This is a genomic window from Serinicoccus sp. CNJ-927, assembly GCF_001942435.1.
Classification (GTDB): domain Bacteria; phylum Actinomycetota; class Actinomycetes; order Actinomycetales; family Dermatophilaceae; genus Ornithinicoccus; species Ornithinicoccus marinus.
Window position 1 is genome coordinate 263,643 of record NZ_MKKF01000011.1, and the last position, 23,417, is coordinate 287,059.

The 23,417-nt window shown below is 71.8% G+C and carries 21 protein-coding genes, 2 tRNA genes and 2 pseudogenes; 21 read left to right on the forward strand and 4 right to left on the reverse strand.

Annotated elements, in window-relative coordinates; genetic code table 11:
- Positions 1-5: 5 nt before the first annotated feature.
- Positions 6-99, reverse strand: a tRNA-Sec gene (locus tag BJF86_RS17875).
- Positions 100-141: 42 nt separating this feature from the next.
- A tRNA-Arg gene (locus BJF86_RS05225) sits at positions 142-213 on the reverse strand.
- Positions 214-298: 85 nt separating this feature from the next.
- On the opposite strand from BJF86_RS05225, the gene argS reads away from it, so the two are divergent.
- The 21 genes and pseudogenes from argS to BJF86_RS05330 all read left to right on the forward strand — a co-directional run bounded on the left by argS (position 299) and on the right by BJF86_RS05330 (position 21,201).
- Entirely contained in the window at positions 299-1,972 is a 1,674-nt protein-coding gene (gene argS / locus BJF86_RS05230; protein WP_075817224.1) for an arginine--tRNA ligase, read from the forward strand.
- 69 nt (positions 1,973-2,041) lie between these two features.
- Positions 2,042-3,049: a homoserine dehydrogenase gene (locus BJF86_RS05235; RefSeq protein ID WP_075817225.1), complete on the forward strand. Its 1,008-nt coding sequence runs from the start codon at positions 2,042-2,044 to the stop codon at positions 3,047-3,049.
- Between the two features lie 249 nt (positions 3,050-3,298).
- A pseudogene (gene rho, locus BJF86_RS05240) lies at positions 3,299-5,316 on the forward strand (transcription termination factor Rho).
- Positions 5,317-5,425: 109 nt separating this feature from the next.
- Entirely contained in the window at positions 5,426-5,641 is a 216-nt protein-coding gene (gene rpmE / locus BJF86_RS05245; protein ID WP_066637757.1) for a 50S ribosomal protein L31, read from the forward strand.
- A gap of 60 nt (positions 5,642-5,701) precedes the next feature.
- Positions 5,702-6,811 carry a peptide chain release factor 1 gene (gene prfA, locus BJF86_RS05250; protein ID WP_187345592.1) on the forward strand — a complete coding sequence of 370 codons (1,110 nt, stop codon included), beginning with the start codon at positions 5,702-5,704 and terminating at the stop codon, positions 6,809-6,811.
- Positions 6,808-7,665, forward strand: a complete 858-nt coding sequence (gene prmC, locus BJF86_RS05255; RefSeq protein WP_075817226.1) for a peptide chain release factor N(5)-glutamine methyltransferase — start codon at positions 6,808-6,810, stop codon at positions 7,663-7,665. The genes prfA and prmC overlap by 4 nt, the downstream gene beginning before the upstream one ends.
- Positions 7,666-7,987: 322 nt before the next feature.
- Entirely contained in the window at positions 7,988-8,866 is an 879-nt protein-coding gene (locus BJF86_RS05260) for an L-threonylcarbamoyladenylate synthase (protein WP_143553693.1), read from the forward strand.
- A gap of 5 nt (positions 8,867-8,871) precedes the next feature.
- Positions 8,872-10,172 (forward strand): annotated as a pseudogene (glyA, locus tag BJF86_RS05265) (serine hydroxymethyltransferase).
- Positions 10,173-10,232: 60 nt separating this feature from the next.
- Positions 10,233-11,345 (forward strand): glycosyltransferase family 4 protein, encoded by a 1,113-nt coding sequence (locus BJF86_RS05270; RefSeq protein ID WP_075817228.1) that lies wholly within the window; start codon positions 10,233-10,235, stop codon positions 11,343-11,345.
- 92 nt (positions 11,346-11,437) lie between these two features.
- Complete coding sequence (locus BJF86_RS05275) at positions 11,438-11,875, forward strand: hypothetical protein (RefSeq protein WP_075817229.1); 438 nt, start codon at positions 11,438-11,440, stop codon at positions 11,873-11,875.
- A gap of 44 nt (positions 11,876-11,919) precedes the next feature.
- Positions 11,920-12,105 carry a hypothetical protein gene (locus BJF86_RS05280; protein ID WP_075810811.1) on the forward strand — a complete coding sequence of 62 codons (186 nt, stop codon included), beginning with the start codon at positions 11,920-11,922 and terminating at the stop codon, positions 12,103-12,105.
- A 73-nt stretch (positions 12,106-12,178) separates the two neighbouring features.
- Positions 12,179-12,997: a F0F1 ATP synthase subunit A gene (gene atpB, locus BJF86_RS05285; RefSeq protein WP_237767357.1), complete on the forward strand. Its 819-nt coding sequence runs from the start codon at positions 12,179-12,181 to the stop codon at positions 12,995-12,997.
- Positions 12,998-13,091: 94 nt separating this feature from the next.
- On the forward strand, positions 13,092-13,307 hold the full coding sequence (locus BJF86_RS05290; protein ID WP_075810795.1) for an ATP synthase F0 subunit C: 216 nt from the start codon (positions 13,092-13,094) through the stop codon (positions 13,305-13,307).
- Between the two features lie 140 nt (positions 13,308-13,447).
- A complete protein-coding gene (locus BJF86_RS05295) occupies positions 13,448-14,002 on the forward strand; it encodes a F0F1 ATP synthase subunit B (protein ID WP_075817385.1) in 555 nt (184 codons plus the stop codon).
- Positions 14,002-14,823, forward strand: a complete 822-nt coding sequence (locus BJF86_RS05300; RefSeq protein WP_075817230.1) for a F0F1 ATP synthase subunit delta — start codon at positions 14,002-14,004, stop codon at positions 14,821-14,823. Before BJF86_RS05295 ends, BJF86_RS05300 begins: the two co-directional genes overlap by 1 nt.
- Positions 14,824-14,892: 69 nt before the next feature.
- Positions 14,893-16,539: a F0F1 ATP synthase subunit alpha gene (gene atpA, locus BJF86_RS05305; protein WP_075817231.1), complete on the forward strand. Its 1,647-nt coding sequence runs from the start codon at positions 14,893-14,895 to the stop codon at positions 16,537-16,539.
- Between the two features lie 57 nt (positions 16,540-16,596).
- Entirely contained in the window at positions 16,597-17,496 is a 900-nt protein-coding gene (locus BJF86_RS05310; RefSeq protein WP_075810798.1) for a F0F1 ATP synthase subunit gamma, read from the forward strand.
- Positions 17,497-17,512: 16 nt separating this feature from the next.
- On the forward strand, positions 17,513-18,970 hold the full coding sequence (gene atpD / locus BJF86_RS05315) for a F0F1 ATP synthase subunit beta (protein ID WP_075817232.1): 1,458 nt from the start codon (positions 17,513-17,515) through the stop codon (positions 18,968-18,970).
- Positions 18,971-19,128: 158 nt separating this feature from the next.
- Positions 19,129-20,472: a uracil-xanthine permease family protein gene (locus BJF86_RS05320; protein WP_075817233.1), complete on the forward strand. Its 1,344-nt coding sequence runs from the start codon at positions 19,129-19,131 to the stop codon at positions 20,470-20,472.
- Positions 20,469-20,741, forward strand: a complete 273-nt coding sequence (locus BJF86_RS05325) for a F0F1 ATP synthase subunit epsilon (RefSeq protein WP_075810800.1) — start codon at positions 20,469-20,471, stop codon at positions 20,739-20,741. Before BJF86_RS05320 ends, BJF86_RS05325 begins: the two co-directional genes overlap by 4 nt.
- A 16-nt stretch (positions 20,742-20,757) precedes the next feature.
- On the forward strand, positions 20,758-21,201 hold the full coding sequence (locus BJF86_RS05330; protein ID WP_075810801.1) for a DUF2550 family protein: 444 nt from the start codon (positions 20,758-20,760) through the stop codon (positions 21,199-21,201).
- On the opposite strand, the gene BJF86_RS05335 is transcribed toward BJF86_RS05330, so the two are convergent.
- Both BJF86_RS05335 and BJF86_RS05340 read right to left on the reverse strand, forming a co-directional pair.
- Positions 21,198-21,818 carry a cob(I)yrinic acid a,c-diamide adenosyltransferase gene (locus BJF86_RS05335; RefSeq protein WP_075817387.1) on the reverse strand — a complete coding sequence of 207 codons (621 nt, stop codon included), beginning with the start codon at positions 21,816-21,818 and terminating at the stop codon, positions 21,198-21,200. The genes BJF86_RS05330 and BJF86_RS05335 overlap by 4 nt on opposite strands.
- Positions 21,819-21,852: 34 nt before the next feature.
- The gene (locus BJF86_RS05340; RefSeq protein ID WP_075817234.1) at positions 21,853-23,379 is read right to left on the reverse strand and encodes a gamma-glutamyltransferase; all 1,527 of its coding nucleotides are present in this window, start codon (positions 23,377-23,379) and stop codon (positions 21,853-21,855) included.
- Positions 23,380-23,417 lie beyond the last annotated feature (38 nt).

Here is a 23,417-nt window from a genome sequence, read left to right on the forward strand (position 1 = left end):
AGGAGCGGAGGCGGACAGGAATCGAACCTGCCAACGACGACGAGTCGCCGTTCCGCGGGTTTGAAACCCGGGGGGCCCACCAGGAACCCTGACACCTCCCTCGCAGACCTGTTGCCTGCGCACCCTCGGTGAGGAGGGGAGCGCCCCCGGCAGGATTCGAACCTGCGCACCCGCCTCCGGAGGGCGGTGCTCTATCCCCTGAGCTACGGGGGCAACAGCCGACAACTCTAGCAGCGCCCGTTGGGGTGGCCGAAATCCCGGTTCGGGCCCGGCATACCGCGCCCCTAGACTGGTGCGGGTGACCCCTGAACAGCTCGCTGCAGCGATCCATGCCGTGCTGACCGAGGCCGCCGGCACCGGCGACCTGGCCCTCGCCGAGGCCGACCTGCCGGCCGTCGGGGAGCTGCGCGTGGAGCGGCCGCGCAGCCGCGAGCACGGGGACTGGGCGAGCAACGTCGCGATGCAGCTGGCCAAGCGCGCGGGTATGCCCCCGCGCCGGCTCGCCGAGATCGTCGCCGGGCGGCTGCAGCGCGTCGACGGGGTCGCGGCGGTCGACGTCGCCGGCCCGGGCTTCCTCAACATCACGCTGGACGCCGCGAGCGCCGGTGAGTTGGCCCGCAGCATCATGGAGGCGGGTGAGGCCTACGGACGGGGAGAGACGTTCGCGGGGGAGCGCATCAACCTGGAGTTCGTGTCCGCCAACCCGACCGGGCCGATCCACCTCGGAGGCACCCGGTGGGCCGCGGTCGGGGACGCGCTCGGCCGGGTGCTGGAGGCCAGCGGTGCGGACGTGACGCGGGAGTACTACTTCAACGACCACGGCGCGCAGATCGACCGTTTCGCCCGGTCCCTCCTCGCCGCGGCCCGGAAGGAGCAGGCCCCCGAGGACGGCTACGCCGGTGCCTACATCGACGACATCGCCGCCGAGGTCGTCCGGCAGCACCCTGAGGTGCTCGAGCAGGACGAGGTGCAGGCCCAGGAGACCTTCCGGCAGGCCGGCGTCGCGCTGATGTTCGACGAGATCAAGGCCTCGCTGGAGCACTTCGGGGTGCGCTTCGACGTCTTCTTCCACGAGAACTCGCTGCACGAGTCCGGCGCGGTCGAGCGGGCCGTCCAGCGGCTGCAGCAGCAGGGGGAGATGTTCGAGCAGGACGGCGCCCTGTGGTTGCGCACCACCGACTACGGCGACGACCGGGACCGCGTGGTCATCCGTCGCGACGGGCGGGCCGCCTACATCGCCGGCGACCTGGCCTACTACCTCGACAAGCGGGAGCGCGGCTTCGACCGCGCCATCATCATGCTCGGCGCGGACCACCACGGCTACGTCCAGCGGATGATGGCGATGTGCGCGGCCTTCGGCGACGAGCCGGGGGTCAACCTCGAGATCCTCATCGGCCAGCTGGTCAACCTCGTCAAGGACGGGCAGCCCGTCCGGATGTCCAAGCGTGCGGGCACCGTCGTCGTCCTCGAGGACCTCGTCGGGGCGGTCGGCGTGGACGCCGCGCGCTACGCGCTGACCCGGAGCTCGTCCGACACCAGCATCGACATCGACCTGGACCTGCTGGCCCGCCGGACCAATGACAACCCCGTCTTCTACGTGCAGTACGCCCACGCCCGTACCTGCAACGTCGCCCGGCTCGCCGGCGAGGACGGGGTGCGTCGCGAGGACGGCTTCGCCCCGGCGCTGCTGGACCACCCGACCGAGTCGGTGCTGCTCGCCGCGCTCGGGGACTTCCCCCGGGTCGTGGCGCAGGCGGCCCAGCTGCGCGAGCCGCACCGGGTGGCGCGCTACCTCGAAGACCTCGCGGGCCACTTCCACAAGTGGTACGACGAGTGCCGCGTCCGGCCGATGAGCGCCGACGAGGAGATCACCGACCTGCACCGCACCCGCCTGTGGCTGAACGACGCCACCCGGCAGGTCCTCGCCAACGGGCTCACGCTTCTCGGCGTCACCGCGCCCGAGCGGATGTGAGCCGGGGCGCTGCCCGGCTGCGCTCGCACGCACCGTGACCGACCCGTCCCCGACCCCTGGAGCACCCACGTGTCCTCGTCCACCTCGACCTCCGCGACCTCGTCAGGGTCCGTGCCGCTGCGCGTCGCCCTGCTCGGCGGCGGGACCGTCGGCGCGGCCGTCGCCCGCGCCCTGCTGCAGCACCCCGACCGGTATGCCGCCCGCCTGGGCCGCCCGGTGGAGCTGCTGGGCGTGGCGGTGCGCGACACCCGGCGGGAGCGGGAGGGCATACCCTCCGCGCTGCTGACCGACGACCCCGGCACCCTGGCCGAGCGCGCCGACGTGGTCGTCGAGGTGATGGGTGGCCTGGAGCCCGCCGGTGAGCTGATCGGTGGCGCGCTGCGCCGCGGCGTCCAGGTGGTCACGGCCAACAAGCAGCTCATCGCGCGTGAGGGCGTGGAGCTGCGCGCGCTGGCGCAGCAGCACGGCGGCGGGCTGCACCTCGAGGCGGCGGTCATGGCCGCGGTGCCGGTGATGTCGGTGGTGCGTGAGGCCCTGGCGGGGGACGAGATCACCCGCATCCGGGGCATCGTCAACGGCTCGACCAACTACGTCCTCGACCTCGTCGCCCGGGAGGGGGTCCCCTTCGCCGACGCCGTGCGCCAGGCCGGTGAGCTGGGCTACCTCGAGGCCGACCCCACCGAGGACCTGGAGGGACTCGACGCCGCGGCCAAGATCGCCATCCTCGCCCGGACCGCCTGGGGTGTGCCCGCGCCGCTGGACGAGGTCGACGTCACCGGGATCTCGGGGCTGACCGACGCCGACTTCGCCGCCGCCGCCGAGCAGGGCGGGGTGCTCAAGCTGGTCGCGACCGCCGAGCGGGTCCCGGGGGGCCGGGTGCGCACCACGGTGCGCCCCGAGGTGCTCCCGGCCGCCGACCCGCTCGCCCAGGCCCGCGGCGGCACCAACGTCGTCGAGCTGGACGCCGCCCTGGCCGGACCGGTGCGGCTCGTCGGGGCCGGAGCCGGCGGGGACGAGACCGCCTCCGCCGTGCTCGCGGACATCGTGCGGGCCGGCCTCGCGGTCGCGGGCTCGTGACCGGTCGGTCCGGTATGGATCGGTGCGCCGCGCGTGTTATCTTGAGGGCGTCTCGTGACACACGCCGACCGGTTCTGGCCGGCTCCGAGGCACCTCACACGCACGGGCCTTGCGACCATCAGTGACGTGTCCTGATCCGTAGGCCGCACTCCGGTCCAACCCCGTGCGAGACCGACCGTGGTGCCGTCCACGCGCACCACGACACCTCAGACCCCGACACGGCACAGGCCGAGGGGGAAGGAATCCCACGTGACTGAGATCACCGACGCCGGCGCGACCCGCACGGGCGCGCTGAGCACCCTGCGCCTGGCCGAGCTGCAGCAGCTCGCGTCCGGCATGGGCATTACCGTGAACCCCAAGATGCGCAAGGCCGACCTCGTGTCCGCCATCCGGGAGCGGCGTGGGGGCGCTGCCTCCAGCAACGGTGCGGCGCGTCCGGAGGCCGGCCAGGACCGGTCCGCCGACGACACCCGTCCGTCGCAGGAGCGGCCGGCCGTGCAGGACGGCGGCGCCACGGGTCTGGAGGCCGCGCTCGACCGCGCCCAGGCCGAGCGGGAGGAGACCGGCGCCGCAGGCGGCGGGTCCCGCACCCGCCGCAGCCGCCGGGGTGGGTCGTCCGCGGGTGCGCCGCGCTCGGCGCAGGAGCGCGGGCAGGAGCAGGCCCAGGACCAGGTTGGCGGCACGCAGACCGAGGAGCGCGGGGACCAGCGCCGTGACGACCGCGCCGGCGGGTCGGCAGACCGCCAGGACGAGCAGCGCGACCGGCAGCAGGGTCAGCGCGACCGCCAGGGCGACGGCGGCCAGCAGTCCCGCCAGGGCGACCAGGGCCAGCAGTCCCGCCGCGACCAGGGGCAGCAGGGCGACCAGGGCGGCAGTCCCGCCGCGACCAGGGGCAGCAGGGCGACAGCCAGGGCCAGCGGGCCCAGGGCGAGAACGACCGTGACGGCTGGGACGACGACGAGGGCGGCCGCCGCGGGCGCCGTCGCAACCGCAACCGCAACCGCGACCGCAAGCGGGGGCGCGGCGGTCAGCAGGGTGGTGGCGGCGGAGGCCAGCAGGAGGCCGAGAGCTACACCGAGGAGGACGTGCTCGTCCCCGTCGGCGGTGTCGTCGACCTGCTGGACAGCTACGCCTTCATCCGCACCACCGGCTACCTGCCCGGCCCGACCGACATCTACGTGCCGATGGGCATGGTCAAGCGCCACGGTCTGCGCAAGGGTGACGCCGTCACCGGGGCGATCAAGGCCCCGCAGGAGGGCAGCGACGCCGGGCAGCACACCGTGTCCTCCACCGGCAACAAGCGGGACAAGGGCAAGTTCAGCGCGCTCGTGCGGCTGGACAGCATCAACGGCCAGGAGGCGGAGCAGGCGCGCCGCCGGCCGGAGTTCTCCAGCCTCACCCCGCTCTACCCGCAGCAGCGGCTGCGGCTCGAGACCGAGCAGAAGAACCTCACCACCCGGATCATCGACCTGGTCGCCCCCATCGGCAAGGGCCAGCGCGGACTGCTGGTGGCGCCGGCCAAGGCGGGCAAGACCCTGATCCTGCAGGCCATCGCCAACGCGATCACCACGAACAACCCTGAGGTCCACCTCATGGTCGTCCTCGTGGACGAGCGCCCGGAGGAGGTCACGGACATGCAGCGTGCGGTCAAGGGCGAGGTCATCTCCTCGACCTTCGACCGCCCGGCCAGCGACCACACGACGGTCGCCGAGCTGGCGATCGAGCGGGCCAAGCGCCTGGTCGAGATGGGGGGCGACGTGGTGGTGCTCCTGGACTCCATCACCCGCCTGGGCCGGGCTTACAACCTGGCGGCCCCGGCCTCGGGCCGCATCCTGTCCGGAGGTGTCGACTCCGCCGCGCTCTACCCGCCGAAGAAGTTCTTCGGCGCCGCGCGCAACATCGAGAACGGCGGCTCGCTGACCATCCTGGCGACCGCGCTCGTGGAGACCGGCTCCAAGATGGACGAGGTGATCTTCGAGGAGTTCAAGGGCACCGGCAACATGGAGCTCAAGCTCGACCGCCAGCTCGCCAACCGCCGGATCTTCCCGGCGGTCGACATCAACGCCTCCGGCACGCGGCGCGAGGAGATCCTCATGAGCTCGGAGGAGCTCAAGATCATGTGGAAGCTGCGCCGGGTCCTGGCGGCGCTCGACCAGCAGCAGGGAATCGAACTGCTCATCGACCGGTTGAAGAAGACGAAGCACAACTACGAGTTCCTCACCCAGGTCCAGCAGACCAGCTCGGTCCGGCTGGACGACGAGGACTGAGCGGTCCGCCGGACCGTCCAGATCACGTAGACTGATCCGCTGGCCCACCGGTTCACGGCCGCGCAGCCGCGCGGGCGACCCGGGGACACACGCCATCCCGAGGAGAGACATGCAGAAGGACATCCACCCGGAGTACGTCGAGACCCAGGTCACCTGCACCTGCGGCGCGTCGTTCACCACCCGGAGCACCGCCACGTCCGGCCGCATCAACGCCGACGTCTGCTCCAACTGCCACCCGTTCTACACGGGCAAGCAGAAGATCCTGGACACCGGCGGCCGCGTGGCCCGCTTCCAGGAGCGCTACGGCAAGAAGGCCGCCAACTAGGACCCGTGCAGCGCCGGTCCCGCGAGATGCTCGCGGGGCCGGCGTTCGCCGTTCCCGGCGATGTGGACCGACGTCACCCAGGAGGACACGGTGTTCGACTCCGCCCGACCGCTGCTCGAGGAGCACGCGGACATCGAGCGGCAGCTCGCCGACCCCGCGGTCCACTCCGACCCCGCGGCGCTGCGCCGCCTCAACACGCGGTATGCCGCCCTCGGGCCGGTCGTGACGGCATACCGGTCCTGGGAGGCGGCGACCGGTGACCTCGAGGCTGCGCGCGAGCTGGCGCAGGAGGACCCGGCCTTCGCGGCCGAGCTGCCCGACCTGGAGCAGGCGGCCGGCGACGCGGCTGAGCACCTGCGGCGCCAGCTCGTGCCGCGCGACCCGGACGACGACCGCGACGTGATCCTCGAGGTCAAGGCCGGGGAGGGCGGCGAGGAGTCCGCACTCTTCGCCGCGGACCTCATGCGCATGTACCTGCGTTACGCCGAGCGGCGGGGCTGGCGGACCGAGATGCTCGACGCCACCCCCTCGGACCTCGGTGGCTACAAGGAGGCCCGAGTGTCGGTGGCGGCGCCGGGCACGCCGCAGCCGGGAGACGCGCCGTGGGCCCGGCTGAAGTACGAGGGCGGCGTCCACCGGGTGCAGCGGGTGCCGGTCACCGAGAGCCAGGGTCGGGTGCACACCTCGGCGGCCGGGGTGCTCGTCATGCCCGAGATCGAGGACCCGGCCGAGGTCGACCTCGACCCGCACGACCTCAAGATCGACGTCTTCCGCTCCTCCGGACCCGGCGGGCAGTCGGTCAACACCACCGACTCGGCCGTCCGGATCACGCACCTGCCGACCGGCCTCGTCGTCTCCTGCCAGAACGAGAAGAGCCAGCTGCAGAACAAGGAGTCGGCCCTGCGCGTGCTCCGCGCGCGCCTGCACCAGGTCGCGGTGGAGGAGGCCGAGGCGGCGGCCAGCCAGGCCCGGCGCAGCCAGGTGCGGACCGTGGACCGCAGCGAGCGCATCCGCACCTACAACTTCGGCGAGAACAGGATCGCCGACCACCGCACCGGCTTCAAGGCCTACAACCTCGACCAGGTGCTCGACGGCGACCTCGACCCGGTGGTGCAGTCCGCCGTGGACGCGGACGAGGCGGCGCGGCTGGACGCCGTCGGCCGGCAGTGACCGTCGACGAGCTGGTCCGCGCCGCCACCCGGTGGCTGGCCGGCGCGGGGGTGCCGAGCCCGGGGGTCGACGCCGAGCTGCTGCTCGCGCACGCGCTCGGGCAGGACGTCTCCCAGGTCCGGCGTGGCCGGGTGCTGCGCGAGAGCGTCGGGGCGCAGGCGCACGCCCGCTTCCTCGAGCTGGTGGTCCGACGCGCGGAGCGGGAGCCGCTCCAGCACCTCACCGGCACCGCGCACTTCCACGGGCTGGACCTGAGCGTGGGGCCGGGGGTCTTCGTCCCGCGTCCCGAGACCGAGACGCTGGTCGACCTCGCGCTGCGGCACCTGGCACCGCTGCGGGAGCCGGTCGTCGTCGACCTGTGCACCGGCAGCGGGGCCGTCGCGCTCGCGATCGCCGTGGCCCGACCGGACGCCCGGATGGGCGCCGTGGAGCTATCTCCCGAGGCATACCGGTATGCCCGCGCCAACGTCGCCGCGCTCGGTGCCGACGTCGACCTGCGGCTGGGGGAGGCGCAGGAGGCCTTCGCCGACCTGCTGGGCCGGGTCGACGTCGTGGTGAGTAACCCGCCCTACATCCCGCCGGACGCCGTGCCGGTCGACGTCGAGGTGCGCGAGCACGACCCGGGGCTGGCGCTCTACGGCGGTGGGGCCGACGGGCTCGAGGTCCCGGCGCAGGTGGCGGCCCGTGCCTGGGACCTGCTGCGTCCGTCCGGCGCCCTCCTCATGGAGCACGCCGACGTCCAGGGTGACGCCGTGGTCGAGCTGCTCACGGGGGCGGGCTGGGGGTCGGTGCTCGACCACGAGGACCTCACCGGGCGTCCCCGGGTGGTGGGGGCAACGCGTCCCGCCCGCTGAGGCACGGTCCCCTGCACGAAGTCGACCTTGGGCTCCGTCGCCATCGCGGCGAGATTCAAGGTCGAATTCCGGTGGGTCAGAAGCTGAAGGTCAGAAGATGAAGATCAGCAGGGCGATGATGAGCAGGATGCCCACGATGGTCCAGATGAGGTTGCTTCCACGCATACGGTCCACGTCCTTCAGATCGGGCGGGCGCCGGGCGGAGCCCGCGTCGGGAATGCTCCAGCCAACTGCCGCCCGCTGAACCCTGCAAGTCGAAGCGACCCGGCCGGGTCGTGGGAAGATGGCCCGGATCCACGTCCCTGCCGATCCGGGAGGCCCCATGTCCGCCACGCCGCCGCAGGACCGCCTGCTCGACTGCACGGACGAGAACCAGCGCGAGTCCTCGCTCGCGCGTGCCGCGGAGGTGGTCCGCGAGGGCAAGGTCGTGGTCCTGCCGACCGACACGGTCTACGGCGTCGGGGCGGATGCCTTCGACGTCGTCGCGGTGGCCATGGTCCTGGCGGCCAAGCACCGCGGGCGGGAGATGCCCCCACCCGTGCTGGTGCCGAACCCGCGGACGGTGGACGGGCTGGCGACCGACCTGCCGATGTATGCCCGCATCCTCATGCGGCAGTTCTGGCCCGGCCCGCTCACCCTCGTGCTGCGCGCCCAGCCGTCGCTGCAGTGGGACCTGGGCGAGACCAACGGCACCGTCGCCCTGCGCATGCCGGGCGACGAGATCGCCCTGACGCTGCTGGCGGAGGTCGGGCCGCTCGCGGTCACGAGCGCGAACGTCACCGGCCGGCCAGCCGCCACGACCGCGCAGGAGGCGCTGGACCAGCTCGGGGGCGCGGTCGCGGCCTACCTCGATGGTGGGCCGCGGACCGGCGGTGAACCGTCGACGATCGTGGACTGCACCGGTGAGGAGCCGGTGGTGCTGCGGCGGGGAGCGCTGGGTGCCGAGGACCTCCGGGCCGTGCTCGGCACCACCGTCCTGCACGACTCACCGGAGGCCGCAGGCCGCGCGCAGGCCGGCGGGGACCCGTCGCAGGCAGCGCTCGACGCTGCCGCCGGGGGAGCGAGCGAGGACCAGGCCGCGCTGGTCGGCTCGATCACGCCCAGCGGTGTCGTGGCGGTGCGGGACGCGGTGCGCACCATCCCGGCGCCCTCCTCCGCGGCGTCCTCGTCCCCGGGGTCCACCGGCCACCCCCTAGAGTGAGGCCCATGACGACCCGCGTGAGTCCGGACACCTACTACGGCCCCTCGTTCTCCGCGCTGCTGGAGCAGGACCCGGACATCGCCGGGCTCCTCGTCTCCGAGCTGGACCGGCAGCGGGCCGGGATCCAGCTGATCGCCAGCGAGAACCAGACGAGCCCGGCGGTCCTCGCCGCCCTCGGGTCCACGCTGTCCAACAAGTACGCCGAGGCTACCCGGACGCCCGCTACTACGGCGGGTGCGCCGAGGTCGACAAGGTGGAGAAGCTCGCGATCGAGCGGGCCAAGGAGCTCTTCGGCGCCGACCACGCCAACGTGCAGCCGCACTCCGGGGCGAGCGCCAACCAGGCGGTCTACGGCGCCTTCGCCTCCCCGGGGGACACCATCCTGGCCATGTCCCTGGACCACGGCGGGCACCTCACGCACGGCTTCAAGGTGAGCTTCTCGGGCAAGTGGTTCAACGCCGTGCACTACGGCGTCGCCCAGGACACCGAGGACATCGACTACGACCAGGTCGAAGCGCTGGCCAAGGAGCACCGGCCCAAGATCATCCTCGCGGGCGGCTCGGCGATCCCGCGGCTCATCGACTTCGAGCGCTTCCGCGCGATCGCCGACGAGGTCGGCGCGATCTTCTGGGTGGACGCCGCCCACTTCATCGGGCTGGTCGCCGGCAAGGTCATCCCGTCGCCGGTGCCGCACGCCGACATCGTGTCGTTCACGACGCACAAGGTGCTGCGCGGTCCGCGCGGCGGGGCGATCGTCTGCAAGGAGGAGCACGCCAAGAAGATCGACCGCGCGGTCTTCCCCATGATGCAGGGCGGCCCGCTCATGCACGGTGTCGCCGGCAAGGCGGTCAACTTCGCCGAGTGCATGACCCCGGCCTACCAGGCCTATGCCCAGCAGGTGCTCGACAACGCCGCCGCGCTGGCGGGTGCGCTCGACGCGCACGACATCCGTCCCATCACGGGAGGGACCGACACCCACCTGTCCCTGCACGACCTGCGCGGCGTCGGGGTCACCGGCCGGGACGCCGAGGCCCGCTGCGACGCCGCGGGGATCGTGCTCAACAAAAACGCCATCCCGTTCGACCCGGAGAAGCCCAACGTGGCCTCGGGCATCCGGGTGGGCAGCCCCTCGGTCACCACGCAGGGCATGGGTACCGAGCAGATGGGCACCATCGCCGACCTCATCCACCGGGCCGTCACCGAGACCGACGGCGACCCGGAGCACCCGGTGGCCCGGGAGATCCGGGCCCAGGTCGGCGAGCTCGTGACGTCCTACCCCGCCTACCCCGAGCCCGCCGCGGGCTGACTCGGGACGGGGCCGCGCGGCAGACCGCCGTCTCGAGCCGCCAAGAGGGGAGAGGCGCCGGTGCGCGAGTTCATGATGGTGCTGCTGACGGCAGCGATCGTGACCTACCTGGCCACCCCCCTGGTCCGCCGCCTCGCCCTGCGCGTGGGCGCCATCACGGCGGTGCGCGACCGCGACGTCCACTCGGTGCCGATCCCGCGGCTCGGCGGAGTCGCCATGCTGCTGGGCTTCGCGGCGGCGGTGCTGCTCGGCTCCCAGCTGCCCTACCACGGGCAGCTCTTCGACGCGACGCCCCGACTCTTCGGCGTGCTGGCGGCCGCGGTCCTCATCACCGGGCTCGGCGCCATGGACGACATCCGCGAGCTGGACTGGCTGACCAAGCTCGCTGGCCAGATCCTCGCCGGCGGGATCATGGCCTTCTACGGCGTGCAGCTGGAGTCGCTGCCGATCCTGGGCGTCACGGTCCTCCCCGAGCCGGTCATGGTGACGTTGACCGTCCTGGTGGTCGTCATCTCCACCAACGCGGTGAACTTCATCGACGGGCTGGACGGACTGGCGGCCGGCATCGTCCTCATCTCCGCCGCCGCGTTCTTCGGGTGGACCTACCTGGCGAGCCGCAACTTCGACCCGCCCAACGTCTTCTCCGAGGCCACCTTCATCAGCGCCGCGCTGGTCGGCGTCTGCCTGGGCTTCCTCCCCCACAACTTCCATCCCGCCCGGCTCTTCATGGGGGACGCCGGCGCGCTGCTGCTCGGCCTGCTGCTGGCAGCCGCGACGATCTCGATGACGGGGTCCGTGGATCCGAACTCCTCAGTCGCCAGCGTGTCCGCGGCTACCGCCATCCTGCTCCCGATACTCATGCCGCTGGCCATCCTCGCGCTGCCTTTCCTCGACATGGTCCTGGCCGTGCTGCGCCGCACGCGCGCCGGGCAGCTGCCGTGGAAGCCGGACCGGGGCCACCTGCACCACCGGATGCTCGACATCGGGCACAGCCACCGGCGGGCGGTGATCCTGCTCTACCTCTGGGCGCTGCTCGTCGCGGCCGGCAGCGTGTCCTTCGCCTACCTGCCGTTCTGGGTGTCCCTGGTCGGCATCCTCGGGCTGCTGGTGCTGGCGGTCGGCCTGACCCTGCGCTCCGCCCCCGAGGCGGTGACGGATGGCTCGCGTCCGTAGGGCCGTGACCAGCGGGTTCGTCGCGTCGCCGGTGCTTGTGATAACTTTCACAAGCACCGACGACCCCGCCTCAGACCCGGAGCCGTGACGCCATGACCTCGACACCCGCCGCGACCGCCAGCCGCCCGGCTGCGCGGACGATGCTGGTGGCCGGCCTGGCCGGAAGCCTTCCGCTGGTCGTCGTGGTCCCGTTGCTCGCCTGGGCCGCAGCAGGGGAGTGGGCCGGGGTGTCTGCCCTGATCGGGGCGGTGCTGTCGGTCGTCGTCTTCGCCCTCGGGGTGGTGGGGATCAGGGGCGTCCTCGCCGGCCCGACGGCCAGCACCATGGCTGGCGCCTTCGCGGTCTTCGTGGTGCAGATGGCCGCGCTGGCCGGGGTCATCTGGGCCCTGGGGCAGACGGCCTGGCTGGTCATCGTCCCGCTGGTGGTGGCCTTCGTGCTGGTCGGGCTCGGCTTCCAGGTCGGGCTGGTCGTGGGATACCTGCGGTCCCGCTCCGAGCTGGACCTCCCGACGGTGGCGAGGGCCTCGTGAGGACCCCGTCGCCGCACGGCGGTCACGAGCCGGAGGTCGAGGGTATGAGCGCCCAGACCGACCTCGCCACCGGCGCCATCGCCTACCTGCTCGCCGGGCCGGCCGGTTTCGGCCTCGTCGGCCTCGGGCTGGACCGGTGGCTCGGCACCGTCTTCCTGCTGCCCGTGGGCGTGGTGGTCGGCATGGTGGCGTCGATGTACGTCATCTGGCTCAGGTACGGTAGGTCATGACGCCGGTGCCCGGGCCAATCCCTGCCCGCCCGCAGGGCTCGATGTCCCCGAACAACTGTGTGGAGGAGAACGCGTGAGTGCGACCTTGACGGCCGCTGGCCTCGCCCTGCCGATGGCGGGGGACGACAGCCACTTCCCGCCCACGCCGGGAGACTTCTGGCAGCCGATGTTCGCCATCCCGGGCACGGACTACTACTTCACCCGGCCCATGGCTCTGGTCGCCATCGCCACGGTCGTCCTCATGGTCTGGCTGTGGATGACCACCCGGCGCGCCGCCATCGTCCCCGGCAAGGGGCAGTGGATCACCGAGCAGGTCTACAACTTCGCGCGCAACGGCATCGCGCGGGACATGATCGGCAGCAAGGACTTCATGCCCTTCGTGCCGTTCCTCTTCTCGCTCTTCGTCTTCATCCTCCTCAACAACCTCTTCGGCATCATCCCGCCGTTCCAGAACCCGGCCATGGCGCGGATCGGCTTCCCTATCGGCCTGACGCTGCTGGTCTACGTCGTCTACCACTGGGTGGGGTTGCGCAAGGCCGGGAGCGTGATGGCCTACCTGGGCGGCATGTTGCCGAGCGGGCTGCCGGGCTGGATCAAGCCCTTCATCCTCTTCCTCGAGCTCATCACCTTCTTCATCACCCGGCCGCTCACGTTGGCGCTGCGACTCTTCGGCAACATGTTCGCCGGACACATGCTGCTCGTGGTCTTCATCGTCGGAGGGTGGTACCTCTTCAAGACCTACGAGCCGGGCCTGATGTTGGTGGCCCTCCCGGCCTGGGGGCTTGGCCTGCTGCTCACCGTCTTCGAGGGGCTGATCCAGTTCCTGCAGGCCTACGTCTTCACCCTGCTCGCCGCCTCCTACATCGGCGGCGCGCTCGCGGACGAGCACTGAGCCCGTCCCGCTGCCCGACCACCACAACTGAATACGCACTAGAAGCCTCCGGAGCCCTGCGGGCGCCGGGACCTCAACAGAAAGAGAAACTGACGTGACTGGTGACATCACCCTGCTCGGCTACGGCGTGTCCACGATCGGCCCGGCCATCGCCGTGGGTCTGATCTTCGCCGCCTACATCAACGGCGTCGCTCGCCAGCCCGAGGCGCAGGGCAAGCTGCAGCCGATCGCCATCCTCGGCTTCGCGCTGGCCGAGGCGCTGGCCATCTTCGGCCTGGTGCTCTTCTTCATCGCCTACTTCACCGGCTGATCACCCGCCCCACCCGACACCCGTCCGCCGACCGGTCCCCCCGGTGACGGACACGCACACGTGAGGAGCCGCTCGTGGACTACACCACGATCGTTGCGGGCGCGCTGAGGGCCGCGGCCGAGGAGGACGCCGCCGAGCCCATGGGCGCCGGCGAGAACGCCATCCCGATCCTGCCCTACGTGCCGGAGCTGATCTTCGGCCTGATCGCCTTCGCCATCCTGTTCTTCTTCGTGAGGAGCAAGATCGTCCCGAACCTGGAGAAGGCCTACGCCGACCGGACGTCCGCGATCGAGGGCGGCATGGAGCGTGCCGAGAAGGCGGAGGCCGAGGCCGCCGCCGCCAAGCGGAAGTACGAGGAGCAGCTCGGCGACGCCCGGGCCGAGGCCGCGCACATCCGTGAGAAGGCCAAGGAGCAGGGCGCGCAGATCATCGCCGAGATGCGCGAGCAGGCCAATGTCGAGGCCAACCGCATCACCGAGACCGCGCACAAGCAGGTCGAGGCCGAGCGCCAGCAGGCCATGGTCCAGCTGCGGGGCGAGGTCGGACAGATCTCGACCGCCCTGGCGAGCAAGATCGTCGGGGAGTCCCTCGACGACGAGGCGCGCCAGCGCAGCATCATCGACCGCTTCCTCGCCGACCTCGACTCCGGCGCCATCGCCCCGGAAAAGGCCGGCGCGGGCGACGAGGCACGCTGATGGACAGCGCCTACCGCCGCTCCCTGCACGGGGCCCGAGAGGGCCTGCAGGAGGTGCTGCAGCACGACGGCGGCGCGATCGACACCAGCCGCCTGGGGGAGGAGCTGTGGGCCGTCGCCCGTCTCGTCGACAGCAACGCCGTCCTGGCCCGCACCCTGGCCGACCCCTCGCGCGAGGGGTCGGAGCGCGCCGCGATCGCGCAGCGGCTGCTGAGCGGCAAGATCGGTGCCGGGGCGCTGCACGCCGCGAAGGCCACGGTGTCCCAGCGCTGGTCCGGCGTGACCGACCTGGCGACCGCGCTCGAGCGGGTCAGCGTCGAGGCGCAGCTCGTGCACGCCCAGCGGGCCGGTCGGTTGGACCAGGTGGAGGACGAACTCTTCCGCTTCAGCCGCATCGTGGAGTCCACCCCCGACCTGCAGTCGGCCCTGGGCGACCGGCGCGCGCCGGTCGAGGCCAAGCGCTCGCTCGTCGGGCGGCTGCTGTCGGTCAAGGCTGCGCCGGAGACCGTGACGCTCGTGGAGCAGGCCGCGGTCGGTGTCCGTGGGTCCCGTGTCGAGCGCACGCTCACGGCATACATCGAGCAGGCCGCCGAGCTCCAGGACCAGGTGACGGCGGTCGTCACCACCGCGGTGCCGCTGCGGCCCGATCAGGAGGAGTCGCTGCGCTCCACCCTGAGCCGGCAGTACGGCCGCGCCGTCCGCACCAACGTGGTCATCGACCCCGATGTCGTCGGTGGCATCCGGGTGGAGATCGGCGACGAGGTCATCGACGGCACCGTGAGCCACCGGCTCGACCAGGCCCGACGCCTCATGGCCGGCTGACCCTACCCACCACAGACCCCACAGCACCGGCCCGACCACAAGCCCAGGGCCACGACGAGGAGAAGAGACATGACGGAGCTTTCGATCCGTCCCGAGGAGATCCGGGACGCCCTGGACCAGTTCGTCCAGTCCTACGAGCCGGGCACGGCCTCCCGCGAAGAGGTCGGCCGCGTGGTCGACGCCGGTGACGGCATCGCCCACGTCGAGGGTCTGCCCTCGGTGATGACCAACGAGCTGCTCGAGTTCGCCGACGGCACGCTCGGGCTGGCGCTCAACCTCGACGTGCACGAGGTCGGCGTCATCGTGCTCGGCGACTTCTCCGGGATCGAGGAGGGCCAGGACGTCCGCCGCACCGGTGAGGTGCTCTCGGTGCCCGTCGGCGACGGCTACCTGGGCCGCGTCGTCAACCCGCTGGGCCAGCCGATCGACGGCCTGGGCGACATCGAGACCGAGGGCCGCCGCGCGCTGGAGCTGCAGGCTCCCGGCGTCATGGCTCGCAAGTCGGTGCACGAGCCGCTGCAGACCGGCATCAAGGCGATCGACTCGATGATCCCGATCGGCCGCGGCCAGCGGCAGCTCATCATCGGCGACCGCCAGACCGGCAAGACCACGGTGGCGATCGACACGATCCTCAACCAGAAGGCCAACTGGGAGTCCGGCGACCCGGACAAGCAGGTGCGCTGCATCTACGTCGCGATCGGCCAGAAGGGCTCGACCATCGCCTCGGTGCGCGGCACGCTGGAGGAGAACGGCGCGCTGGACTACACCACCGTGGTGGCCGCGCCCGCCTCGGACGCCGCCGGCTTCAAGTACCTCGCGCCCTACACCGGCTCGGCCATCGGCCAGCACTGGATGTATCAGGGCAAGCACGTCCTCATCGTCTTCGACGACCTGTCCAAGCAGGCCGAGGCCTACCGCGCCGTGTCGCTGCTGCTGCGCCGTCCGCCGGGCCGCGAGGCCTACCCGGGCGACGTCTTCTACCTGCACTCGCGGCTGCTCGAGCGTTGCGCCAAGCTCTCGGACGAGATGGGTGCGGGCTCGATGACCGGGCTGCCGATCATCGAGACCAAGGCCGGTGACGTGTCGGCCTACATCCCCACCAACGTCATCTCCATCACCGACGGCCAGATCTACCTGCAGGCGGACCTGTTCAACTCCAACGTCCGTCCGGCGATCGACGTGGGTGTCTCGGTCTCCCGCGTCGGCGGCGCCGCGCAGATCAAGGCGATGAAGTCGGTCTCCGGCCGGCTCAAGGTCGACCTGGCGCAGTTCCGGGAGATGGAGGCCTTCGCGATGTTCGCCTCCGACCTCGACGAGGCGTCGAAGGCCCAGCTGGCCCGCGGTGCCCGCATGGTCGAGATCCTCAAGCAGCCGCAGTCCTCGCCGGTCTCGGTCGAGGAGCAGGTGGCGATCATCTGGGCCGGCACCAACGGCCACATCGACGAGGTGCCCGTGAGCGACGTGCGCCGGTTCGAGACCGAGTGGGTCGAGTTCCTGCGCCGCGAGCACGACGGCCTGCTGGACGGCGTGCGCGAGAGCGGCAAGCTCGGGGACGACACCGAGCAGGCGCTGGCCGACGCCATGTCGGCCTTCCAGTCCGAGTTCACCCCGGACGACAGCGCCGAGGTCGGTCTCGGCTCCGCCGAGGAGGACCCGGCCGAGGCCATGGACGATGACGAGGTCGACCAGGAGCAGCTGACCGTCCAGCGCAGCTGACGCGCCGGGCATACCAGCTGACCGAACGACCACCAGCGAAGACGAGAGAGGCGAGATATGGGAGCGCAGCAGCGGGAGTACCGCCAGCGCAGCCGGTCCGTCCAGTCGACCAAGAAGATCACCCGCGCGATGGAGCTCATCGCGGCCTCCCGGGTGGTCAAGGCCCGGCAGCGGGTCGCGGAGACGACGCCGTACGCCCGGGCGATCACCCACGCGGCGTCGGCCGTGGCCACCCACGCCGACGTCGACCACCCGCTCACCACACAGCGGGAGGCGCCGAAGCGGGCGGGGGTGCTGGTCATCACCTCCGACCGCGGCCTCGCCGGGGCCTACGCCGCCAACGTGCTCAAGCGCAGCGAGCAGCTGCGTGAGCTGGTGCAGGACTCCGGCATGGAGTTCGTGCCCTACCTGACCGGGCGCAAGGCGGAGTCCTACTACAACTTCCGCAGCCGCCCGTTCGAGGACTCCTGGAGCGGCTTCTCGGACTCCCCGACGTTCGACGTCGCGCAGGAGATCTCCGAGCGGCTGATCGGCGAGTTCGTCAAGGGTTCGCAGGAGGGTGGCTTCGACGAGCTGCACCTCGTCTACACCCGGTTCGTCAACATGGTGACCCAGGAGGTGCAGGTCACCCGCCTGCTGCCGCTGGAGGTCGTGGAGGACGCGGCGCCGAAGACCCCGGAGAACGGCTTCCCGCTCTACGACTTCGAGCCGGACGCCGCCGAGGTGCTCGACGCGCTCCTGCCGCGCTACATCACCTCCCGGGTCTGGAACGCCCTGCTCCAGTCCGCCGCCTCCGAGCTCGCCGCCCGCCAGCGGGCGATGAAGTCGGCGACGGACAACGCCGAGGAGCTCATCAAGACCTACACGCGTCTTGCCAACCAGGCCCGCCAGGCCGAGATCACCCAAGAGATCAGCGAAATCGTGGGCGGCGCGAGCGCCCTCGCCGACGCCAAGTGAGAGGAAGCACGCAGCCATGACTGCCACCACCGAGGCTCCCACCACGGAGCAGACCCAGGGCGCCGCGGGTCGCCTGGCCCGGATCATCGGCCCCGTCGTCGACGTCGAGTTCCCCCCGGGGCAGATGCCGGCGCTCTACAACCTGCTGAAGACCGAGGTCGAGATCGGCGGGGAGACCAAGACCGTCAACCTCGAGGTCGCCCAGGACATCGGCGACAACATGGTCCGCGCCATCTCCCTGCAGCCGACTGACGGCCTGGTCCGCGGCGCGCAGGTGCAGGACACCGGCGGCCCGATCACCGTGCCCGTCGGCGACGTGACCCTGGGTCACGTCTTCAACGCCACCGGCGACGTGCTCGACCTGCCCGAGGGGGAGACCCTCGAGGTCAACGAGCGCTGGGGCATCCACCGCCAGGCCCCGGCCTTCGACCAGCTGGAGTCCAAGACCCAGATGTTCGAGACCGGCATCAAGGTCATCGACCTCCTGACCCCGTACGTCCAGGGCGGGAAGATCGGCCTCTTCGGCGGTGCCGGCGTCGGCAAGACGGTGCTCATCCAGGAGATGATCGCCCGCGTCGCCCGGGACCACGGTGGTGTGTCGGTCTTCGCCGGCGTCGGAGAGCGCACCCGTGAGGGCAACGACCTCATCGTCGAGATGGAGGAGGCCGGCGTCCTCGGCCAGACCGCGCTCGTCTTCGGCCAGATGGACGAGCCCCCGGGCACCCGGCTGCGGGTCGCGCTGTCCGCCCTGACGATGGCGGAGTACTTCCGCGACGTGCAGAAGCAGGACGTGCTGCTCTTCATCGACAACATCTTCCGCTTCACCCAGGCCGGCTCCGAGGTCTCGACGCTGCTCGGGCGTATGCCGTCCGCGGTGGGCTACCAGCCGAACCTCGCCGACGAGATGGGCACGCTGCAGGAGCGGATCACCTCGACCCGTGGTCACTCGATCACCTCGATGCAGGCGATCTACGTGCCGGCCGACGACTACACCGACCCGGCCCCGGCGACCACCTTCGCCCACCTGGACGCGACGACCGAGCTGTCCCGCCCGATCGCCTCGCAGGGCATCTACCCGGCCGTGGACCCGCTGACCTCGACCAGCCGGATCCTCGACCCGCGCTACATCACCCAGGAGCACTACGACACCGCGGTCCGGATCAAGTCGATCCTGCAGCGCTACAAGGAGCTGCAGGACATCATCGCGATCCTCGGTATCGACGAGCTCTCCGAGGAGGACAAGATCCTCGTCGGCCGCGCCCGTCGCATCCAGCGGTTCCTGTCGCAGAACACCTACGTCGCCAAGCAGTTCACCGGCATCGAGGGCTCGACCGTGCCGCTGAGCGAGACCATCGAGGCCTTCACCAAGGTCGCAGACGGCGACTACGACCACCTCCCCGAGCAGGCCTTCTTCATGTGTGGTGGGCTCGAGGACGTCGAGCGGCAGGCGGCCGAGCTGGAGAAGAACAGCTGACCGCAGGCGTCACCGTCTGATCGTCACCGGACAGGCCTTGTGTCCCCCGCGCCGGGGGCACAAGGCCTGTCCAGTGCCCACCGAGCGCCGTGAATGGTTGCTCTCCTGCCCACCGAGCGCCGTGAATGGTTGCCGTGACCTCGAGGAGGCCCTGACCCATGTGGACCGTGCACGGTGACGGACACCGGATCGCCCCGGGCGAGGTGGTCGGGCCGCAGGAGCGGCTGGCCTGGCTGCCGACCGTCGGGATCGGGATGCAGCACGTGGTGGCGATGTTCGGCGCCACCTTCCTGGTGCCGCTCATCACCGGCTTCCCACCGAGCACGACCCTGCTCTTCAGCGGGCTCGGCACGATGCTCTTCCTGCTCCTCACGGCGGGCCAGGTGCCGTCCTACCTCGGGTCCAGCTTCGCCTTCCTGGCCCCGATCGCCGCAGCCCAGTCCCAGCACGGCCCGGCGGGCGCCCTGGGCGGGGTGGTCATGGCCGGTGTCGGCCTGGCAGCGGTCGGTCTGGTCGTCCAGCTCGTCGGGCACGGGTGGGTCGCCCGGCTCATGCCGCCGGTCGTCACCGGCACGATCGTCGCGCTCATCGGGCTCAACCTCGCCCCGGCCGCCTGGGGCAATGTCGAGCAGGCCCCGGTGACGGCGCTGGCGACCCTCGTGGCGATCCTGCTCTGCACGGTGCTCTTCCGCGGGCTGCTCGGCCGGCTGTCGATCCTGCTCGGGGTGCTGCTCGGGTATGCCGTCGCCCTGCTCCGCGGCGAGGTCGACACCTCCGCGGTGGCCGAGGCGCGCTGGCTGGGCCTCCCGCCGCTCATGGCACCGGAGTTCCACCTCGGCGTGGTCGGGCTCTTCCTGCCCGTCGTGCTGGTCCTCGTCGCCGAGAACATCGGGCACGTCAAGTCGGTGGCGCAGATGACCGGGGACTCGGCCGACGCGCTCGACCACCTGCTGGGTCGCACCCTGCTCTCGGACGGCCTCGCGACCACGCTCGCCGGCGCCGGTGGTGGTTCGGGGACGACGACCTATGCGGAGAACATCGGCGTGATGGCGGCGACCCGGGTCTACTCCACGGCGGCCTACTGGGTGGCCGCGCTGACCGCGGTCGCACTGGCCTTCCTGCCGAAGTTCGGGGCCCTCATCCAGACCGTGCCCGCGGGTGTCCTCGGTGGGGCGGCGACGGTGCTCTACGGCATGATCGGCGTCCTCGGGGTGAGGATCTGGGTCGAGCACCGGGTCGACTTCGGCAACCCGATCAACCTGGCGACGGCGGCGGTCGCCCTCGTCGTCGGGATCGCCAACTACACCTGGTCCGCCGGGGCCCTGACGTTCGAGGGCATCGCGCTCGGCACCGCCGCCGCACTCCTGGTCCACCACGGCATGCACGCGGTCAACCGGCTGACCCGGGCGGTCGAGACCGGACCGTCGGCCGGTGCCGAGGCCGCGGCGCGAGCCGGTAGACTCGATGACCGAACCACCCACCCGAAGGGACATCACTCGTGAGTGCACTGCAGGTCGAGCTCGTCGCCGCGGAACGCAAGGTCTGGGAGGGCGAGGCGTCGATGGTGAGCGCCCGCAGCATCGAGGGCGACCTCGGCATCCTGCCCGGTCACACCCCGGTGCTGGCGGTCCTGGTCGAGGGGCAGGTCCGCATCCAGACAGGTGGGTCGGCGCAGGAGGTCACCATCGACGGGGGATTCCTCTCCGTCGACGAGGACAAGGTGGTCATCGTCGCCGACCGGGTCGACGCCGGCTCGCTGGCCGCGAGCTGAGGGCATACCTGACCGTATGACCGCATCCCTCGTCCTGGTGCTCCTGGCCGTCGTCGGCGGCCTGGTCATCCTGGGACTGGGGCTGTTCTCCTTCCACCTGGCGGCGCAGCGCGGCAGCACCTGCCCGTCGATGCCCGCCGCCTACCGCGCCGGTGGCGACGCCGACGCCGAGTCTGACGGGTGGCGCCGGGGCACGCTGCGCTTCACCGAGGACCGCCTCTCCCTCAAGGGACGGGGTGGTCTGTCCGTCGGGCCGTGGATGCGTGGCAACCTCGACCTGGGCGTGGCCGGTCCGCTGGACCCGCAGGACGCCTCCGACCTCGGTGGGACCCACCTCATCCGGGTGCCGGTGCGCTACGGCACCGCACGCTTCGAGCTGGCGCTCGGCGAGCAGCACTACACCGCGCTGCGCTCCTGGGTCGAGGCGGTCCCCCCGGGCTGGAACTCCCAGGTCGCCTAGGACTGCTCCCGGCCGCCGCCGGGCTGCCAGAGCACCTCGCCGGTGCCGGTCGTCGCTGCCACGCGGGCGAGGATGAAGAGCAGGTCGGAGAGCCGGTTGAGGTAGGTCGCGGTGAGTGGGTTGACCCCGCCCTCGCCCTTCTCCGCGCCCTCGCCCGAGGGCTGGTCGCCGTACTCCCCGAGGGCTGCCCAGGTGGACCGCTCGGCGCGTCGGGCGACGGTGCGCGCCTGGTGGAGCAGGGCGGCCCCGGCCGAACCACCGGGCAGGACGAACGAGCGCAGCGTCGGCAGGTCGGCGTTGTAGCGGTCGCAGTCGGCCTCCAGCTCCTCGACCCACTCGGCCCGGACGCGCAGCGGCTCCCAGGGATAGCTCGCCCGCAGCGGCATGCACAGGTCGGCCCCGACGTCGAAGAGGTCATTCTGGATGCGGGCGAGGGTGCTCCGGATCTCCTCCGGAAGGTCACCGCAGGCCAGCGCGACCCCGATCACCGAGTTGGTCTCGTCGGTGTCCGCGTAGGCGGCCAGCCGCACGTCGGTCTTGGACGTCCGGCCGTTGTCGCCCAGCGCGGTGCTGCCGTCGTCGCCGGTGCGGGTGTAGATGCGCGTCAGGTTGACCATGACCCGCATGCTGTCACGCCCCGCTCCGCGTGGCTCAGGTGACCAGGGTCGCCGCGACCCGACGGTCGTCCGCCGCCGCCGTGAGCACGCCGTCCGGCGTCCGCAGGGCGGCGCCGACCCCGCCGAAGTACATCGAGCTCGGCGGGTGCTCGAACCGGGTCAGCCCGGCGGCGTCGAGGCTGGCGGCGATCGCCTCGTCGCTCTCGTGGTCGATCCGGGTGCTCCCGTCCTGCATCCGGCGCGGGTGCATCCGGGGGCGGTCCACCGCCGTCTGGAGGTTCTCGCCGTGCCGGGCCATGTGGGTGAGCACCTGGGCCAGTGCCGTCGTGATCCGGTCGGCGCCGGGGGTGCCGATGGACAGGACCGCGCCGTCGTCGCGGCGGGCGGTCGTCGGGGCCATGTTGGAGGCGAGCCGGGTGCCGGGTGCCAGCGCGTGCAGGCCGAGCCGGTTGAGCTCCAGCTCGCCGAGGGAGTTGTTGGCGACCAGGCCGGTGCCCTGGATCGTCATGCCCGAGCCGTAGCCCGCCGACGCGGTGAGTGCGCACGCCATACCGTCGCCGTCCACCACTGACACGTGCGCGGTCGAGGGCGAGGTCGGCAGCCCGGTCGCCCCGATCTGGTGCAGCGTCTGCAGCAGCTCGGCGCCGGCGGCCTCGAGGTCCTCGGCGGTGTCGATCCGGTCCAGCCGGATGTCGAGCACCTCCTTCATCACCAGCGCGGCCTGGGCCGGCTCGATCTCGCCGCTGGTCGCCCCCAGCAGCCGCAGCAGCGCGGTGAGCACCGGGCCGCCGATCGACGGCGGAGGGTTGCAGCCGAGGTCCCACGGGCCGAGGCGGCTGCGCAGGGCGGTCCGGACGACCGGTTGGTATGCCTCGAGGTCGGCGAGCGAGAGCAGGCCGCCGCGCTCGCGCATGTCGGCGTCGATCGCCCGGGCGATGTCCCCGCGGTAGGCCGTGGCGGCCCCCTCGGCGCCGAGGTGCTCCAGGGTGTCGGCGAGCACGGGGTCGGCGACGTGGTGCCCGACCGGCGGTGGTCCGCCGTCCACGGTGAGCAGCGCGCGGGTCGCCGGGTCCCAGGCCAGGATCGTGTCGGTCACGAGGACGAGGTAGGACTGCGCGGTGCGGCTCAGCGGATAGCCACGGCGCGCGGCGTCGGCCGCGGGCTGCATGAGCTCGGACCAGGGCGCGGCACCGAAGCGCTGGTGCGCCCAGCCCATGGCCGCGAGCATCCCCGGGGTGGCGACCGAGCCGGGCCCGACGTAGGTGACCATGCCGCCGCCGTAGTCGGAGGCGGCCTCGATGAGCCCGGCCCCGCGGACGTCGGCGCTCATGCCGCGGCCGGGCATCTCGACGTTGCCGTCGACGACCACCGGGTCCGCGCCGTCGGCCCACACGTTGATGAAGCACCCGCCGAGCGTGGAGATGACGCCCGGCTCGGTCACCGTGGCGGTCATCATCGCTGCCACCGCGGCGTCCACCGCGGTGCCGCCGGAGTCCAGGGCGTGCCGGGCGGCCTCGGTGGCGTAGGTGTTGGGGGCGGCGATCGCGGCGGGACGGGTCACGGTCCGATTGTGCCGCAGGGCGAGGGTGCTCCCGTCGG